The sequence below is a fragment of the Micromonospora sp. NPDC051924 genome (assembly GCF_055586005.1).
Map to the genome: position 1 here is coordinate 34250 of NZ_JBVJJA010000009.1, position 16600 is coordinate 50849.

The following is a 16600-nucleotide window of genomic DNA, read 5'->3' on the forward strand; positions in this document are numbered from 1 at the left end:
GGCGACGGATTAGTCGATGGAGGGCCGTAACAGGTCGGCGAAGTCGGTGCTGTCGTCGCCGTCCTGAGCGGCGCGAGCGGCCCGCCGCAGAACACGGAGCTTGCTGTGGCTGCTGTTCAGATACGGCAGCAGGGTGTCGTCGGCGGCGTCCAGGATCGCGCTCGGATCGGCAAGGGACGCGGCGGCGAGCCGTAGGTAGTCGGTCCGGTCGAGCGCGGCGCCTGCGCGCTGGGCCAGCGGGACCAACTCGGGCGGGATACCGAACTCGAGCTGGACCGGCAGGAGGCGGGCGAGGTCGTCGAGACGGGCATCGGGATGCAGGCACCGAGCGATGTCGATGATGGTGCCGACGACACCTTGCGTGCGGTCGGCCGCAGCCCGGGCGACGCCAGCAGCGTCCTTCCTCGGCATGTGCACCATGAGCCGCCGCTCGATAGGTCCGATCGGGACGCCGCCCATCCACAGCAAGCAGGCCACTGCCCGTTTCGCCCGCTCGGCAGCGGTCTTGCGATCCTGGCCGGGCATCGCGGCGAGCACGGGTCGGGCGAGACCGTGGCGCTGCAACTCGCCGATGTAGGTAGCTTGCTCCTTCTGCCATCCTTTCCCGTTGACCGGGGGACGAGCGCTGGTTACCTCGTCGGTCAGCTGCGCCGCGGTGATGATGGTGACGCGATTCAACGCATCCGGGTATACGGCCCGCAGCGCCCGGGCGACCCGAGCGGCGGACGCGACCCGCAGACCGCTCTGGGAAACATAGGTCCCGAGCTCGGTCAGCTCGATCCCCGAAGGGCCGGACGACAGCAGCCCGGCACCGACAAGCTCGGCCAGAACCGCCGTGACGGTGGTCGTGGGAAAGGGCTCCGCTGCGCCGGCAAGTCGCTGCTGATGGGCGGCGAAGCTGTTGGCCAGGTACGCAAGGATGTCGTCCTCGCTCAGGCCGGTTGCGCCCTCGCGTCGCGAGGCAACCGCAACGACGCGCAACAACAGCGTCGCGACATCCTGCCCGGGGTCGAGCAGCTGTGACCGCAGATCTTCGGGCTTGCCGAGCACGTAGTCCCGCCAGCGGCGGTCGCCGTCGATGCCACCGCCGGCGATCAGCACGGCGCGGCCCCCGTCGGTCAGCCCCAGCCGACCGGCGCGCCCGGCGATGTTCTTGTATTCGGCGACCGAATACGGGGCTGTCTGGATCGGCCCGGTCGGGTGGTCCAGCTCCACGATGATCACGGTCTCGGCGGGCAGGTTGACGCCCTGGGCAAGCGTCGTGGTGGACACCAGCACCCGTATGCCGCTATCGGGGGCGCGGAACTGGTCCTCGATGGCGATCTTTTCGTCGCGGGCCAGGTCGGAGATGTGGAAGGCGACCCCACCGGCGAGGCATTGGCGTAGCTCGGCCAGCACGACGCTGGGGTCGCCGCCGGCCAGGCTCTCCAGCGCCGCCTTCGCTTCCGGCAGGTGCAAACTCTGCGCGAGGTAGCGAGCACAGCCGCGGGCCGCGCCACGCGTGCTGCGGAAGATGATGACCTGCTGGCCCTCGCCCACCAGTTTGCGCACCAGCGGAATGATCAGGTCCTGGTTGCGCTGCGTCCATCCGGACGGCGTGATGAGCTGCTCGGATGCCTCCTCACCGTCGGCGTCGACGTGCCGGTAGATCCCATCGGGGCCGAGTACCCCTTCGAGCAGCGGGATGGGCCGCTCGGTCCGGGCGATGACGGTCGCGTCGAGCCAGCTGTCGAGACCGCCGAGGTCGCCGAGCACCGCGGACAGCGCGACCACCTGCGGCGCTACGCCTTCGGGCCGGCGCGCCTTGAGGACGGTGAGGAGGAACTCAAGGTATGCGCCACGGTTCGGGTCGACGATCGTCTGGACCTCGTCGATGACCACGACGGAGATCAGCTTGAGCAAGTGCGGGTTACCAAGGGCCAGGCCCGCGAACTTCTCGTAGGTCAGCACGGCTAGGTCGAACTGCCCCTGCAGCAGCGCCGGCACGTCATCGGCGGTTTCCCCAGTGGCCCGGATGGTCTGCAACCCGGCCGGCCCGTACGTGCGGGAAAACCCCGCGTACTGCTCGTTGACCAGCGCGCGGGTCGGCAGGAGAAACACCGACCGACCACCCTGCCGGGCGGCGCGGACAGCGGCGAGTTCCCCGATCATGGTCTTGCCGGAGGACGTAGGCGCCGTCACCAGTACGTTCGCCCCGGCGAGCAGCCGTCCTTGATTGATCGTGTCGACCTGAAGGTCGTTGAGCTCATCGATGCGCACTGCCCAGGCGTCCAGCACCGCCTGAGGGATGCCGTGGCCGCGCAGGCTCGCAAGGTCCCGAGTGACGGGAGCCAGCACGGACGACGGGAACTGCGATGAGTAGAGCGGCCCGGTGTCGGTGAAGACCGGCCACCGCAGCTCCCCGTCCATCTGACCCCGCAAGCTCGGATCCTGCTCGGCGGCCACCGTGCCGGATGCCTTCGCCTTGACCTCGCGGGTCACGAACGCCAGCAGGTCATACAGGCGAACCTGGCCCCCATCTCCGGTCGTCGCCCCCAGCAAGGCCCGCAGCAGGTGGTAGGTGAGCAGCCCGTGCCCCAGGTGCGGGTCCTCCCACGCCTCCTGCTCGCCAGTCGCCGCTGCGAGGATCAACCGTCCGGCCCCCGCCATCCGCTCCAGCCGGGCGTCCGTGGACTCCGGCAAGCCGGTCACGCCACCTCGCGGTACCAGCGGGGCGTTGAGCACCTTGGCACCGGCACCTCCGGCGAAGCAGCAGTCCAGGACTACGACCAACTGCCGTGCCGGGATCGCGCCCACCAGTTCGGTGAACTGGTCAAGCGGCAACGACGTCGACGGCAGGCTGTCCGGGTCGGCGTCATGGGTGACCAGCTCGTGGGTCGTACTGCCGTGCCCAGAGAACGAGATGACCACAACGTCCTCGGGCGTGCTGCGGGTCTGTAGCTCCATAAGGGCGGCCACGACGGCGTCGCGGGTGGCCTCCCGGTCCACCAGCAAGGTGGTGTTGGCCTCGCCGAGGTTGTCGGAGAAGACGGCATGCAGCGCCTTCGCGTCACGTGCCGCCGACGCCAGCCGCCGCACCGACTTCGACCGGTAACGGTTGATACCCACGAAGAGACCATGGAACTGCCGCGCCGAAACCGCGGCCGGACTGCCCGGCATTCAACGCCTCACGATGTGGAAGTAGTTCGTGCCGACTCCGGCAGGGAAGCCGTGCTCGGCCGCGCTCCTCTTGCGCCCGCCCCGGACAGTTACCGGTCGGGTTGGCTGATCGAGCGACAGCAGACAAGGTTAGCAGGCGCAGGCGGGATCAAACCCGCCCGAGAGCGTCGGGAGTGGGCGCAGCAGGCGGTCGAGTTCGATGTCAGACCACCGGAGCCCCGACAGCTCCCGCGCCGTAGTCCGCGCAGGCCGACGAGCCACCAAAGGACGAACAGCGGGTCGTCGTTGACGCAGCCGAGGAACTCGGCGAGCTGGTCGGCGGTCCACACCGCCACGGCCTGCCGGGCGCCGTTTGCTTCCAGGACTCCGACGCGGGCTCGGTTCAGACCCTGGCATGCGGATGCTGGCAGCCGCTGATCTCGATGTGCCGGGCCGGGTTGCAGTCCAGCACGCCCTCCTTGACGGCCAGGTTGAGGGTGGCGCGCAGACTGGTGCATCGCCGAAGCGGACTGCCGCCGGCCCTTGCTGTTTCTCGTTGCCGCTATCTGGGCAAGCGTGGGAACAACCCTGCTCACCACCGACGCCGACACGAACCTGCAGGTCTGCTACCCCCGAGATCAGATAGATGCCCCCGAGGGGCCTGCACCTCCACCATGCGCGAAGCCCTCCGACGACACCGAACCCGCCACGCGCCCACCCTCCCCACCGCCAACAGCGACCAACCCCAGATCCCTCGTGCGACCGGCGAAGGAGAGAAGCAATAGACGTGGCGCGGGCGGCTTATTCGGCTTGCCCGCCGTACCTGTACACCGCGACGATGGTTACTCCGTGGCGAGTTGACCTTCGGGGGACACGTGGCAGTGCTTGACGACAGGGACCCGACCGGCGCTGCGCGGCTGAAGGAATGGGCCGACGGCCTGCGCGAAATCCCGCCAGCCACGCCGCCGACCTTCGAGTTCCAGCGGATGATCCACCCCGGAATGGTGCCCGCGGACGGGGACGGGCTGCTCGCCGCAGACGGTCAGGGTCTACTGGAAGTTCCGGGTGAGTACATCCAGTCGGTGACGGTCCTGCACTACATGCGCGCGGGTACGCCGTCGGAGCAGTTCGACACCGTCGGCCGGGACGCGATGTTCGGCGCCCTGCTGACCTTGGTGACCGACCGTCGCTGCCAGGTCGTTCCGGAGGTCATGGCGATGGCCGAGGGGCAGGAGCATCCCTTCGCGCTGCCGCTGGCCGGAGCGGTGGACACCCATCTCGGTGCGCCCATGCCCGACTGGCCGCAGGTCGACGCGGCGTTCCGCGACGCGGTAGCGCGACTCACCAGCCTCCCCGAGGACGACATGCGGGCCCTCAGCGCGGCAATCCACATGCACTATTGCGCCTCGCTGCTGACCACCCGTGATCTTGTCGGGGCGTACGCGCTGATGGTCGGGGGTATCGAGTGCCTCGCGCAGCACTTTGGCAGTCCCCCAACCGAGTGGGGGGACTGGGACGAGTCGGCGAGCTGGGAGAAGTTCATCGCCCGCCAGGACTTCACCGAGGCCCAGGCCGCGGCCCTGCGTGCTCGCCTGATGAAGGACAAGCACATCAAGCTCGCCGAGACCTTCGCGACGTACGCCATGACGCGGCTACCAGCCGGTTTCTGGCAAGAGCCGGTGCGCTCCTACATCTGGGGTGTGGACGCGATGAGCGCACGACCGCGGGAGGGCTCCTGGTCTGATCCGCAGCCGCGCGGTGCAGTATTCGCTGACGATCCGGCGGTCCTGAAGGCGGCGTTCAAGAACGCGTACAAGCTCCGGTCTCAGTTCCTGCACGCGGGCAAGCGGGCGTTCTCGTTCGCCGGTGACGTGTTCGCGACCGTCGTGGCTGCGGACCGACCCGCTGGCGAGAGTCCACGTCTGAGCGCCGCCCAGCTGCGCGCCGTCCTGCGGACCCTGATCCTGCAGGAGTTGACCGACCGTGGCAGCACCGATCCTCGGGGCTTGGACGAAATCACGTTCGTCACGGGCTCGACGCCGACGTCATGAGCTGACGTCCTACGTGTCTAGTGTGCATGTCGAGACTGCCGCGCAGACCGTGGCAGGCGGATACCAACGGAAGGCGCTACTGCCAGCAGCGCCAAGGCGCGCTGGCGATGAGCGGGCTCGACAATGGTGGACGCGAGTAGACCATCGGAACCGATTCGGCCGGGCCGGCATCGGTGGATCCAGGGTGGGCATCCGCTGCAGGTGCCTCGGCGTCGTCGGCCTATCGGCTGCCGGTGGTGGGGCCGGTATGCGGCGAGTTTACCGCTTTCCTCCGAACGCAGACCAGTGTCGGCGATGGTGGAACCAGCCGAGCTGGCGGCGGTTGTGGCACCTGCCTGCCCGATCCGCTCGAGAGCACCAACGCGGGCGGGTCGGCTGGGCCGTCATCCGCCGGTGCGGTCTTTCCGTGCATCAGCGGTGACGGCGTGGCTCGGGCTCGTCGACGAGCCCAAAGCCACCGACGACATCGCATCCTGGGTCTGCAGCCTGGTGACCGTGGTTATGGCTGATCACTCGTTGTGCTCAACTACGCGTTCACCCTGGCGCGCGAGGCCCACGGGAGGCTGGCGTGACGCGCCGGTCATCGAATCCAGCGGCCTAGCCTGTGACGCGGAACGGTAGCGCTCGACCTGATCACGTTCGCCGGATCGGCGGCTCGACAGGCTGCACCGAAGGCTGCGGGCGCCCTCGCTGTTCGACGACCAGTGGGTGGGGTTGGCCGGTGAGGGCGGCCAGCGCGGTGGCGACGGCGTGCAGGTCGGCTTTGATGTAGGTGGTGGTGGCGGGTCCGCGGCGGTCAGTGTGTCCGGCGTAGGCGCGGGCCACGGCATAGCCGAAGTGGCGCTCCACCCAGGTGAGGGTGGTGTGGCGCAGCCAGTGGGCGGAGATGCCTTGGACAGCGACCCACGGCAACTGTCGGCCGATGCGGGCCCACAGCAAGTCGTAGCGCCGGTGGGTGGCGGGTTGGCCGTTGCGGTAGCGCAGCAGCGCGTCCGTCGGTGCGACGGCGCCGCGGACTCGGGCGTGGTCGTCCAATCGGTTGGCGAGCATCGGTGTGATGGGCTGCCAGCGTTGCGTGCCGCCCTTTTCGCGCAGGCGGATCAGCGCATGGTCGGTGTCGAGGTCGGTCAGGCGTAGCGCGAGGGCGCCGCCGCGTCGGCAGGCCGTTTCGGTGTGCAGGCGCAGCAGCAGCGCGTCGAGCACGATGTCGTTGCCGCCGCTGCGGGCGGCGGCGTTGATGTCGGACAGTTCGTCGGGGGTGAGGGCGCGGCGAGTGTTGGGTAGCCGGCGGGGTTTGCGGACCCGGTGGGCGGGGCTGTCCACGGTGGTGAGGTAGCCGTCGGCGATGGCGCGGTTGTAGAAGGCGCGGGCGGCGGCGATGAGATGCTCGCCGGCGTGCCGGCCGTTTCGGGAGTTGCGGCGAGGGCGGGCACCGGCGGCGGCCTGTCGCATGAGGGCTTCGAGGTCGCTGGCGCGCACCGCGTCGATGCGCCGATCGCCGAGGGAAGCGGCCATTCGTCGCCAGGAACTGCCGTAGGTGCGTCGTGTGCCCGGGCTCGCCGCAGCGACGACAGCAGGAAGGTAGTCGGCGACGGTCGGCACGGTAGGCGGGCTGGTGCCGGTGAGGTCGGCGGCGGTGAGGCCGAGGTGCTCGAGCAGCGCTCGGGCGGTGGCGACACGATCGGGATCCATGGTCATGAGGGCTCTCCGAGGATGCGGGCGTGCAAGTCGGCCAGGACCGCCGTGATGGTGTTTGAGGGGTACACGACAATGCGGTTCTGGCGTGGCAGGGCGGCTAGGAGCACGGGTTCGCCGGTGGCGATGCCGCACAGGTGTCGGGCGGCGGCCGGTAGGGGCAGTTCCTCGCGGGTTCCCACGGCGTGCGCGCCATCGGCGGCCGGGGTGATCAGGATTGCGCCGTTCACGACGTCGACGTGCAGCGTGAGGCCCGGTGTCCAGCCCAAGGCCCGCAGCAATGCACGAGTTGTGACGCGGCCAGCGGCGTCGGGGCGCGCCACGTCGAACAGCAGGCGGCCATCGCCACCGAGGGCGGCGGGCGCGGGCAATGTCGGCAGCGGTGCCGGCCCCGGTACCGCGACGGGCAGCGGGGTTGGCACGATGGCCTCGACGAGCTGCTCGTCGGGCTGGCGGGGACGCGGCCGCCCGGAACTCACCTAGGCCCCCGCCAGGGCGGACGCAGCGGTGTCAGCGCAGGTAGAAGCCACTCCCGGCGTCCGGGTGCACAAGCTGCGACGTGCCGGTTCGCGTCCCCACGCGAGGGGAGTTGATCTCGCGTGGATATCCACACGTACTGGTGTCCGAGGGGGGACTTGAACCCCGCAGCACCACGCCTCTGACCTGCGGCAATCCTATCCGCCCTGCTCAGCTTGTGTCTACTCGTGCCCCGTTGTGGCCGCTTGTAGCCCTCTGTTCCCCGCCGTGTTCCCGCCGGGAACACCGTTGATCTTGCCCACGCGAAGGGGGCCGGCCCAGCGGACCGGCCCCCAGCTGTACGGCTACGGTCGCTCAGCGACCCCGTGCACCGTGTCGGCCTCGTCGACCGGCACCTCTTCCCAGGTCCAGATCCCGCCCATCACAACGTACCGGCCGTGCTCGTCCGGCTCGATGCGCAGCTCCGGCTCGTCCTCGCCGAACGCGCGGCGGTCGACCACGATCACGTCGCCGTCCCACCGCATCTCCGGCACGTCCGCGTCGAGCGCCCGGCTCAGCCTCGGCTCGGTCATGCCCTGCGCCTGGTACACCGCCCGCCAGTGCCGGCGGGCCGCCTCCTGGTCGGTCACCACCGCGGCGGCGACGTCGCGGGTGCAGGACCACACCGCCCAGCCGTTCCAGTGCCGGACCAGCGTGCCGGCGTACGCCGACTCGAACCGGCGGCCGCCGTCGTACGGGTACTCCAGCCACTCCCCCGCGAAGTACCCGGACTCGCTGGGCTCGCGGTGCGGGTCGAGGTCGAGCGGCACGCCCGCCTCCGGTGGCTTCTCCAGAGTCAGTTCCACGTGAACTCCTTCGTCGTCAGAACAGGGTCGCGGCCGGCGTCTCGGGCCGCCGGTCCAGCTCGCGCACTTCCCGGCCGGTCTGGTCTTCCCACCAGGCCGCGAACATGCGCCGGTGACACCAGTTGTCCGGCGGCGGCACGTTCAGGTCGCAGAAGCACAGCAGGACCAGCCGCTCGGTGCCGGCCGCGTCGGCGATCTCCGCGAACTGATCGGAGATCAGATCCACGCCGGCTGCTTCCAGCCGCTCCAGGTAGATGTGCCGGTACGGCCCCTGCGCCATCTTCAACATTCCGTAACTCGGCGCGAGAAGCCGGGCGTACCCGGCCAGGTCGTACGGGAGCGGGAACCGGGGCGCACCGACCGTCGACCGGACCGGCGCGCCCTGATCGGGCTTGAACCGCTGGTAGCGGTTCGTGAACAGCTGCAACTCAACCTCCATGTTGAGGCGTGGACTCGTCGTAGAGCTGGGCCAGCGTCGGCACCAGCTCGTCCAGGTGTGCGCCCAGCGCGTCCACTGCGGACGCGACCACCGACGGCGGACCCGTGATCGTGAGCAGCTCCAGCTCCACGATCGCGTCGCCGTGGGTGACGTCGACCGTCTCGCCGTCCGGCAGCGGCGGCAGCGGCAGGACCGCCTTCGCCTGCACCATCGGCGTGTAGACCCCGCCCCGGAACCTCAGGATCGCGGTCACGCTGCTCCTCCCATCGCCCCCAGCCGCTTGATGCGGCACTTCGGTCCGACCCGCTCGGCGCGAGCCCGCTTCGTCCGCAGGGGACGTCCGCAGTCCTCGCACTCCACGGGCTCTTCGTCGGGGCTGGCCGCCACCTGGTCAGGCAACAGCTACCTCCTCCCTCGCAGCCGGGCGGCGATCCCCCGGCACCATCCGCGGTCGACCCCGAGCCGTTCGGCCACCTCGTCGGCGCTGTAGCCGTCGACGAGGTACGCCGTGGCCAGGGTCGCCACCCGGTCGTCGACCGGCGGGGCGTCCGCCGGCGGCCGGGTCACCATCGGCCGGCCCCGGCGCGGCGGCGGCTCGGCCCCCGTCTCGCGCCGGGTGGCGCGGGCCCGGGCCAGCGCCCGGTCCCGCGCCGTCTCCTGCTCGGCCACTACCGGGCCCGGCGTCGTCGGTGGCGCAGCCGCCGCCGGTACTCCGTGTGCATCGCCCGCAGTCGCGCCCGGCGCTGGTCCGCCAGGCGGACTAGCGGGGCGAGCGCGACGAGAGCGCGCTGCACGGCGATGCCGAGCTGCCGGAACGCCTCGTGCAGCGGCTTGAACTGTTCGGCGAGCTGGCGGCCCAGCTGCTCCCACGCCGCCCGGATCCGGGCGGCCTGCTCCGGGTCCAGCTGCGGCACGACGATCGTGGTCACGCCGCCACCTTGGGTCGGTGCTGGCCCTGCGGCGGCGCCGGCATCGGCACCACCGCGACGACCTTCTGCTGCTCGGCCATCCACTGCCCGCCGACCCGGGCCAGCCGCTCGACCAGCTCGTCGCGCAGCTTCTTCGCGCCGTCGACGTACATCTCCAGGTCGTGCAGCACCGCGCGGGCCATCGGGTCGCCGCTCTTGGCCTTCTCCCGCGCGCCCGGCAGCAGGTACGCCGCGTGGGCGGCCATCTCCATGTCGGCGACGTCGCAGGCGAACGAGATCCCGCGCACCTCCGCGCCCTTGTGGATCGCGTCCACCACGGCTTCGGCCAGGTCTCGGGCGTCGCGCTCGTCGAGGCGCATCCCGATGTCCTTCCCGGCCGCGACGAGCACGGCGGCCGCCGTCTCCCGCACCGCCAGGTAGCCCGGCAGCGCCGCCTTCACCTGGCGGGCCTGCTCTTCCTGCTGGGTGGTGAGGCTCATCGCGCACCACCCTTCGTGCATCGCTGGCCGCAGTCGAGCATTGCGGCCGTACAGCTTGCGGACACAGTGGGGTCCCCTCTCCGTTCGGTTTCGGCAGCTGGGCTGCCCTGACTTCCGCGACGAGCGCCGGACCGGCGTGGGTGTCGAACACCGCGCGGCGGGCGACCCGGAAGGTCGCCGGCCCGAGCGGGACCGCGTTCAGCATCCGCGCCTGCCGGTACAGCTCGGCCTGCGCTCGCCGCATCGCCTGCCGCAGGCGAGCCGGCCCGGACGGCAGCGGCCACGCCCACAGGACCGTGACCACTCGTTCCGCACCGATCGTCTCCAACAGCCGAGGGTCGTACATAGACATTGTATCGGACAGAGCACGCACAGTCAAACTGCGACCGTACAGCCGGCGGCCACGGCGACGCCGCCTCACAGGTTCAGAGCCCGCCGCTGCTCGTCGGAGAGCACCCGGCGGGCCTTCTCGACCAGGGGCCCGCCGTCGCACGCCAGGCACAGCACCACCGGGTCGCGGTCGCCCCGGCGGGCCCGCACCCGGGCTCGCCGGCAGATCCCGCACGGCGTCAGGTCGATCGGCCCGAGCACCGGCATCAGTGCGCTCCACGCGAACAGGCGTCCACGCCCGGAGCATACGCACTCCCACCGCGCCCGCACAGGCTGCGCCGGGACGAGGAACGCCCCGCGGGTCAGCCCGCGGGGCGTCCACTCTCGCCGGTCAGTGCTGGCACACCGGGCAGAAGCCGGCCTCCTCCACCGCGTCGGCGTGGCCCTGCCACTCGCAGTTCGGGTCCACCTTGATCGGCCCGGTCGACGTCACGTCGACCAGCTCCGCCGGCACCTCCACCACGACCTCCGGGTCCAGCTCCACCTTGACCGCCGCCGCGAGGGCCTGCGCCTTGCGCAGCTTCGTGGCCACCTTCCCCGCCGCCGTGCGCAGGTGGTCGACGCGCTGCCGGTACGCGGCCACGCCGCCGTCGGCGCCCGCGAGGACCTTCGCCAGCTCCACCTCGTCCATCGCCGCCAGCTCGGCCAGGATCTCGCCGGCCGCCGCCAGGCGGTCGATCTTGCTGGTCACCTTCTTCCGCTTGGCGACCACCTCGGCCTGCGCCTCCTCGTCGTGCGCGGCCTCGTCGAGCTGGAAGAACCCGGCCTGCTCCTCGGCCGCCTTGCACGCCTTGGCGAACGCCTCCGCGTCCCGCGCCGACGAGAACTCGCCGCGCGCCCACTTCACCAGGAACTTCCGCTGCTGGTCGGCGGACAGCCGGCACACGTACCAGGCCAGGCCCACCTGCAGCTGGCCCTTCGCGACGAGCTGCTTCGCGTCGTCGATCAGCGTCAGCAGGTCGATCCGCCACCCGATGTACGGCTGGCTCTTGCCGAACAACTCGGCGATCGCCTCGACCTCCCAGCCGGCGTCCGCGAGGCGCGCGTAGGCCGCCGCCTCCTCCATCGGCGTCATGTCCTGGCGGTTGACGTTCTCCGCCACCTGCGCGATGAACGCCGCCTCGTCGTCCATCTCCCAGACCATCGCCGCCAGCTCCTCGATGCCGCCCTGCTGGGCGGCCCGCCAGCGCCGCTCGCCGACGACCAGGCGGTAGGTGCCCGCCTTCGCCAGCTTCCGCACGGCGACCGGCTGGAGCTGGCCGAGCTTCCTCATGGAGGCCGCCAGCTCAGCCAGCTCCTCCTCGGTGAACTGCTTGCGCGGCTGGTCCGGGTCCGCCTCGATCTTCCCGACGGGGATCGTCCGCAGGACCGGCTTCGCCGGCTTCTTCGCAGTCACACTCGCAACCATCGTCTTCCTCCACAGTGAACGGGTCGCACCAAGCGGTACACATTCATTGTAGTCAAAAGACGATCTTGGCGTCAATGTTTTATGTACGTCGGACCGTGGAGCGCGTCACGATGCCATCGCCGTCGAGCAACCCACCGCCGCGAGGAACGTCGGGAACAGACGGCTGGCGGCCACCGCGCGGGCCACTCTCGACAGCAGCTCGACCGGGGCCTCCGGCCGCAGCACGTCCGCCACCTTCTCCGCCTGCTCGTCGCTCAAGTCGGCGTCGTCCGCCCGACCCGACGCCAGCTCCGCTTCGATCCGCGCCGCCAGCTTCTGGACCTCGATCTCGCGCATCCGGTACAACGTCTCAGCCCCCCGACATCCGTCTCGATGCACCAACCATCCCACTGCGACCCCACAGGGCAGCGGGCGGTTAAGGCCGCCTTAAGAAGATCAACGTAGCCGATCCTATGCGGACCGTGGCCGGGTGCAACAGGGCGGAAACCCGCTTCGCAAATACTTTTCACGCGGCGAGCGCCAAGCCACTGTTACGCGGATGCGCCGCACACCGATATAACGGTGGGGGCCGAGTCTGCCCCTTACTTCCAGACGAACTCCAGGCGATCGACGTCGAGCTGAGTCGCGCCCGCACGGGTCGCCGGCTTCACGATGATCCGGTCCAGCACCAGCGCCAGCAGCTCGCGGCGCCGCTCCAGCGGCGCGTCGACCCACCACTCCGCCAGGCCCTCCGGCGTCGTCGCCGGCAGCGCCTGCAACCGCTGCGCCTGGGCCAGCCGCTCGCGCACCTGCTTCTGCTCGCGCTTCGCCTCGGCCTCGATCGCCGTCAGCGTCACCAGGCTGATCTCCCGCTTGGCGTACGCCTGGCCGGCCTCGGCCAGCCGGTCCTCGATCGCCTGGAGCACCGCCTTCATCGGCTCCGCGCCGTTCATCGCCGAGCCCACGGCACGCTCCAGCCGGGCCCGCACCTTCGGCGAGGCCAGCCGCGCCAGGGCCCGGGCGGCGACCTCCTCCTCCAGGCTCTCCGCCGCGATCCGGATGCGCCCGCACCCGTAGCTCGGGCTGCCGGCCCGGCAGACGTACCCACGCTTGCCGCTGTTGCTCGGCTGCGTGTAGAGCGGCTTCCCGTCGATGTGCGTGCCGGCCCCGGTCTCATCCGGCAACGGGTAGCCGCACACCAGGAACCCGCCGGACAGCAGGTACTTCCGCACGTTCGTCGCGTGCGGCTGCTTGCGCTCCGGGGCGTCCAGCAGCTCCAGGAGCCGGTCGTGCGTGGCCTGGTCGATGATCGGCGGCCACCCGCCCTGGCCGACCACCTCGCCGTGGTACGTCTTCAGGCCCGCCAGCCGCGGGTTGCGCAGCAGCCGCGACAGCGACTGCTGGGTCCAGGGGCGCCCGGCCGACGTCGTGATCTCCCGCGCCCGTAGATCGGCGACGGTTGATCGCATACTCTCCCCGTCGAGCACCCGCTTCACGACGTCACGGATCACCGCCGCCTCGGCGTCGATGATCTCCCGTCCTGTCTCGTCGTATCCGTAGCACCGCATCCTGACCCCCAGCACGCGAATAGCCGGCCTGAACTCGGCCGGCCTATAAGCTAGCAGTGCCTCATGGCACCGTGCTACCTACGGGTACCTATGAGTTGCGCGCAGCAGTTGTCGCCTTCCGGACACCGTTACCTCACAGGCAACTCGGACAACTCCGGACACAAAGAGCCCGGGACCCCCCAATGGAGGTCCCGGGCTCTTGGCTGGGAGCGGGCCCGGTCAGGTCCTGCTGTCCCCCGACGGCTCCCCTGACCGGCCCCGCCCGCCGCACGGCATCGTGGGACGAGGCCGGTCACATTCAACCACCGCGACCGGACAGCTCGCCACTACAGCGAAACCCACTCCTTGCCGTCGCGGTACTGGATCTCGACGCAGCCCCAGTTCGGCTGCCCGAAGTCGTCCAACGGCCCGAAGTCCGCGTCGCCGCCGGGCTCCGCCTCGGTCCAGATCAACCCCTCGTACGCCACGCCGCGCTCCGCCGGGTCGACGTCCTTCCCTTCCTCGATCGCGCCCTGGTCGGTGTCGCCCTCGTCGAGCATCCGGAACTGCCGGCCCTCGGTCCGGGCCCGCTCGACCATCTCCGCGGTGGCCTGCCGGGGACCGGACGTCCCCACCTCCGACTCGAACATGCTGCCCAGCTCGCAGGCCCGGTCCCGAGTGATCACCCAGGCGTACGGGTCTCCCGGGAACTGCGCCGCCCGCTCGGCCGCGATCATCGCCATCGACACCATCTGTCTCTCCTCCTCTACGCGACCCCGGCGCCGACCGGCACCCGGGCCTCCTGCTGGTCGCTGTCGCCGGCGACGTCGCCGCCGGCCTCCTGCTTGGCCTGGAGCTCCGCCTTGGCCTCGGCGATGCGCTGCCGGCCCCACCTCTCGCCCCTGCCGAACTTCTGGCCGAGGGTCTGCCCCGTCAGCGGCTCGCCGGCGGCCGCGGACTCCCGCCACGCCTTCCGGGCGGCAGCCCACAGTTCCTCCGTCGCCGCGTCCGGCACCGGCGCCGGGTCCGGCGGCGGCAGCGGCAGCGGCTGCTGGGCGGGCCACGGCTCCGGCGGCACCACCACGTCCAGCGACGGCAGCGGCACCCGCGCCGGCTGCGGCACCGGGTCCGGCAGCGGCTCGGGCTCCGGCACCGGCTCGGGGTCCGGCAGCGGCTCGGGGTCCGGCAGCGGCACCGGCTCGGCGGCGGCCGGCGGCATCGGCACCGGCTCTGGGTCCGGCAGCGGCACCGGCTCGGGTTCCGGCACCGGCATCGGGGGCGGCGGCACCGGGGCCGGCGGCACCGGCTGCGGCACCACGGCAGGCGCCAGGGTGGCGGCACGCTCCGCCGCGTCCGCCTCGCGCCGCTGCTGCGACAGCACCACCAGCCCGATCGACGCCACGACCACCAGGCCGTCGACGGACAGCGGCAGCGTGCTCGCCGTCAGGCCGTCCTCGCCGTACTCCAGGGCTAGGCCCTTCATGTGCCGATAGCTGGCCAGCGCGGCGACCCCGGCGACGATCACCGTGCTGGCGATCTGCACGCGCCGCAGCCACTTGTGCCGCGGTGGCGGCACCCGTGTCATCACCTCCGAGCACAGCAGCAGGGCCAGCGGCGCCCACCCGGCAACGGCACGCGCCACGCCACCGGTCCCGGCGTGAGCGATGTTCGCCGCCAGCGATGCCGCGATGCCGGCACCGAACGCCAGCCACACCGACACCCATGCGCCCTTGCTCGGCCGCTCCGGCAGGTCGACCTTCTCCACGTGAACCACGCCGGCCTACCCGGCAGTCTCGGCGGCAGTGCCGCCGTCGGGCGGCTGTGCCGCCGGCATCGGCAGTGCCGGCACGGCCGGCACCGTCTTGCTCTCCATCGGTTTCCCTCCAACGGGTAGAGGCCGCCCGGGGGGTCCCGGGCGGCTCTCGTCGGTCATCACAGGCGGGTCAGCGTCTCCCCCACCAGCTCGCCCCGCTCGGTCACCGCCGCCTCGTGCTCGTGCAGGTGGTTGGCGCACAGCAGCTCCTCCTGCGTCCACGGCGAGAGCTCCAGGCCCTCCTCCGGGTCGAACAGGCAGACCCCGCCGTCGCCGCACTTCTCGCCGTCGTGCTCGGTCACCAGGCGGGCGACGGCCGGCTCGGTGCACGGCCCGCCGTCCTGCTCGGGCACGAACTCGGCGTTGAAGGTCGGGACGGTCACGCGCAGGGTGCAGGTCGGGGCGGTCATCTTGGCCTCCGTGGGCTCGGGGCTGGTCGGGTTGCAGACGGGGCAGGGCGCGCCGATCACGCCGCCGCAGCGGCAGTCGACGTGCCAGGTGACGCCGGTGGCGTCGCGGGTGCAGCGGACGCGATCCGCGTTCCGGTAGATCGTGTAGTCGCGCACGACGTCCTCCTCAGGTCAGGAACGACGACCGGCGGGCGCGCTCGAGGCGCGCCCGCCGGCTCGGTCAGCGGTAGCGGTTGAGGGTCAGCGTGTACTCGCGGCCGTCGGTCAGCCGCAGCACGATGCCGTTCTCGGCGGCCATGAAGCCCGCGTCGGCCAGCGTCTGGGCCTCGCGCACCTCGACCGGCTCGCCGTCGCGCTCGTCGCGCAGCGGCTCCTCGCCGATCGTCTCGGCGGCGTCCTCCAGCAGCAGCTCCTCGGCGGCGACCAGCAGGGCGCGCTCCAGGATCTCCTCGTAGCTCAGCATCTCGGCTCTCTCCTCACAGGCATGATGGGGGGCGGAACGTACAACTTCATTGTAGGCAGACGACACTCCGGGCGTACAGGTTTTATGTACGCGGCGGGCCGTGGAGCGGGTCACACAAATGGCGGTCGTCCCCCCTCCACGGAGGGCGCCGAACGACCCCGGCCGGGTAGTGGAGTGAGGCAGTGCCCCGGGCCCGGCTTAGACGGGCTGTGAGCGGTCGGGCCGCTCCCCCAGCCGCCGGGCGTCCAGCTCGGCCGCCGCCTCCAGCAGCCACGCCGGCGGGCCTGGCCGCCGGCCCGCGGGGCGCGGCAGCGTCCGGCCGCCCGGGGCGGTCCGCTCCCGCCCGCAGCCCCGGCACCTGGTCGTCAGCCACACCAGGCCGCCGCCCTCGGTCGCCGAGCCGTCGAGCAGCCCGCCGCAGCCGTCGCACACCCCCACCGGGCCGGCCTCGGCGGCGGCGGCGAACGCCTCCACGTCGACCAGGCCCTCACGGACCAGCCTCGCGTCGGTCGCCACCGCTCACCTCCCCCGGCTCCG

General features: G+C 71.3%; 20 protein-coding genes. 1 reads left to right on the top strand and 19 read right to left on the bottom strand.

Translation table 11 applies throughout. The features are described from left to right. Positions 1–9: 9 nt before the first annotated feature. On the bottom strand, positions 10–3108 hold the full coding sequence (locus ACZ6S5_RS09545) for a DEAD/DEAH box helicase (protein ID WP_465999495.1): 3099 nt from the start codon (positions 3106–3108) through the stop codon (positions 10–12). A gap of 911 nt (positions 3109–4019) precedes the next feature. Here ACZ6S5_RS09545 and ACZ6S5_RS09550 point away from each other — a divergent pair. Continuing rightward, positions 4020–5189 (top strand): hypothetical protein, encoded by a 1170-nt coding sequence (locus ACZ6S5_RS09550; RefSeq protein ID WP_465999496.1) that lies wholly within the window; start codon positions 4020–4022, stop codon positions 5187–5189. A 633-nt stretch (positions 5190–5822) separates the two neighbouring features. On the opposite strand, the gene ACZ6S5_RS09555 is transcribed toward ACZ6S5_RS09550, so the two are convergent. From ACZ6S5_RS09555 to ACZ6S5_RS09640, 18 genes are all read right to left on the bottom strand, one after another. Beyond that, a complete protein-coding gene (locus tag ACZ6S5_RS09555) occupies positions 5823–6887 on the bottom strand; it encodes a tyrosine-type recombinase/integrase (RefSeq protein WP_465999498.1) in 1065 nt (354 codons plus the stop codon). After that, positions 6884–7363, bottom strand: a complete 480-nt coding sequence (locus ACZ6S5_RS09560; protein ID WP_465999500.1) for a hypothetical protein — start codon at positions 7361–7363, stop codon at positions 6884–6886. Before ACZ6S5_RS09560 ends, ACZ6S5_RS09555 begins: the two co-directional genes overlap by 4 nt. A gap of 342 nt (positions 7364–7705) precedes the next feature. After that, complete coding sequence (locus ACZ6S5_RS09565) at positions 7706–8206, bottom strand: hypothetical protein (protein ID WP_465999502.1); 501 nt, start codon at positions 8204–8206, stop codon at positions 7706–7708. A gap of 16 nt (positions 8207–8222) precedes the next feature. Further along, the gene (locus tag ACZ6S5_RS09570; RefSeq protein ID WP_465999504.1) at positions 8223–8633 is read right to left on the bottom strand and encodes a hypothetical protein; all 411 of its coding nucleotides are present in this window, start codon (positions 8631–8633) and stop codon (positions 8223–8225) included. A gap of 1 nt (position 8634) precedes the next feature. Beyond that, entirely contained in the window at positions 8635–8898 is a 264-nt protein-coding gene (locus tag ACZ6S5_RS09575; RefSeq protein WP_465999506.1) for a hypothetical protein, read from the bottom strand. After that, positions 8895–9032 carry a DUF6011 domain-containing protein gene (locus tag ACZ6S5_RS09580; RefSeq protein ID WP_465999678.1) on the bottom strand — a complete coding sequence of 46 codons (138 nt, stop codon included), beginning with the start codon at positions 9030–9032 and terminating at the stop codon, positions 8895–8897. Before ACZ6S5_RS09580 ends, ACZ6S5_RS09575 begins: the two co-directional genes overlap by 4 nt. 15 nt (positions 9033–9047) lie before the next feature. Continuing rightward, positions 9048–9314, bottom strand: a complete 267-nt coding sequence (locus ACZ6S5_RS09585) for a hypothetical protein (protein ID WP_465999507.1) — start codon at positions 9312–9314, stop codon at positions 9048–9050. Beyond that, positions 9314–9574, bottom strand: a complete 261-nt coding sequence (locus ACZ6S5_RS09590; protein ID WP_465999509.1) for a hypothetical protein — start codon at positions 9572–9574, stop codon at positions 9314–9316. Before ACZ6S5_RS09590 ends, ACZ6S5_RS09585 begins: the two co-directional genes overlap by 1 nt. Then, entirely contained in the window at positions 9571–10053 is a 483-nt protein-coding gene (locus ACZ6S5_RS09595; protein WP_465999511.1) for a hypothetical protein, read from the bottom strand. The genes ACZ6S5_RS09590 and ACZ6S5_RS09595 overlap by 4 nt, the downstream gene beginning before the upstream one ends. A gap of 417 nt (positions 10054–10470) precedes the next feature. Then, positions 10471–10650 carry a hypothetical protein gene (locus ACZ6S5_RS09600; RefSeq protein ID WP_091105807.1) on the bottom strand — a complete coding sequence of 60 codons (180 nt, stop codon included), beginning with the start codon at positions 10648–10650 and terminating at the stop codon, positions 10471–10473. Between the two features lie 124 nt (positions 10651–10774). Then, a complete protein-coding gene (locus tag ACZ6S5_RS09605) occupies positions 10775–11839 on the bottom strand; it encodes a ParB/RepB/Spo0J family partition protein (protein ID WP_465999513.1) in 1065 nt (354 codons plus the stop codon). Positions 11840–11956: 117 nt separating this feature from the next. Beyond that, the gene (locus ACZ6S5_RS09610; protein ID WP_465999515.1) at positions 11957–12187 is read right to left on the bottom strand and encodes a hypothetical protein; all 231 of its coding nucleotides are present in this window, start codon (positions 12185–12187) and stop codon (positions 11957–11959) included. A gap of 245 nt (positions 12188–12432) precedes the next feature. Next, the gene (locus ACZ6S5_RS09615; protein WP_465999517.1) at positions 12433–13398 is read right to left on the bottom strand and encodes a recombinase family protein; all 966 of its coding nucleotides are present in this window, start codon (positions 13396–13398) and stop codon (positions 12433–12435) included. Positions 13399–13724: 326 nt separating this feature from the next. Next, a complete protein-coding gene (locus ACZ6S5_RS09620) occupies positions 13725–14129 on the bottom strand; it encodes a hypothetical protein (protein ID WP_465999518.1) in 405 nt (134 codons plus the stop codon). Between the two features lie 14 nt (positions 14130–14143). Continuing rightward, a complete protein-coding gene (locus ACZ6S5_RS09625) occupies positions 14144–15151 on the bottom strand; it encodes a DUF2637 domain-containing protein (protein ID WP_465999520.1) in 1008 nt (335 codons plus the stop codon). Positions 15152–15309: 158 nt separating this feature from the next. Next, positions 15310–15756, bottom strand: coding sequence for a hypothetical protein (locus tag ACZ6S5_RS09630; RefSeq protein ID WP_465999522.1), 447 nt, complete (start codon positions 15754–15756; stop codon positions 15310–15312). Between the two features lie 64 nt (positions 15757–15820). Beyond that, positions 15821–16063 (bottom strand): hypothetical protein, encoded by a 243-nt coding sequence (locus ACZ6S5_RS09635; RefSeq protein ID WP_465999524.1) that lies wholly within the window; start codon positions 16061–16063, stop codon positions 15821–15823. Positions 16064–16261: 198 nt separating this feature from the next. Beyond that, positions 16262–16579, bottom strand: a complete 318-nt coding sequence (locus tag ACZ6S5_RS09640; protein WP_465999526.1) for a hypothetical protein — start codon at positions 16577–16579, stop codon at positions 16262–16264. Between the last annotated feature and the right edge of the window lie 21 nt (positions 16580–16600).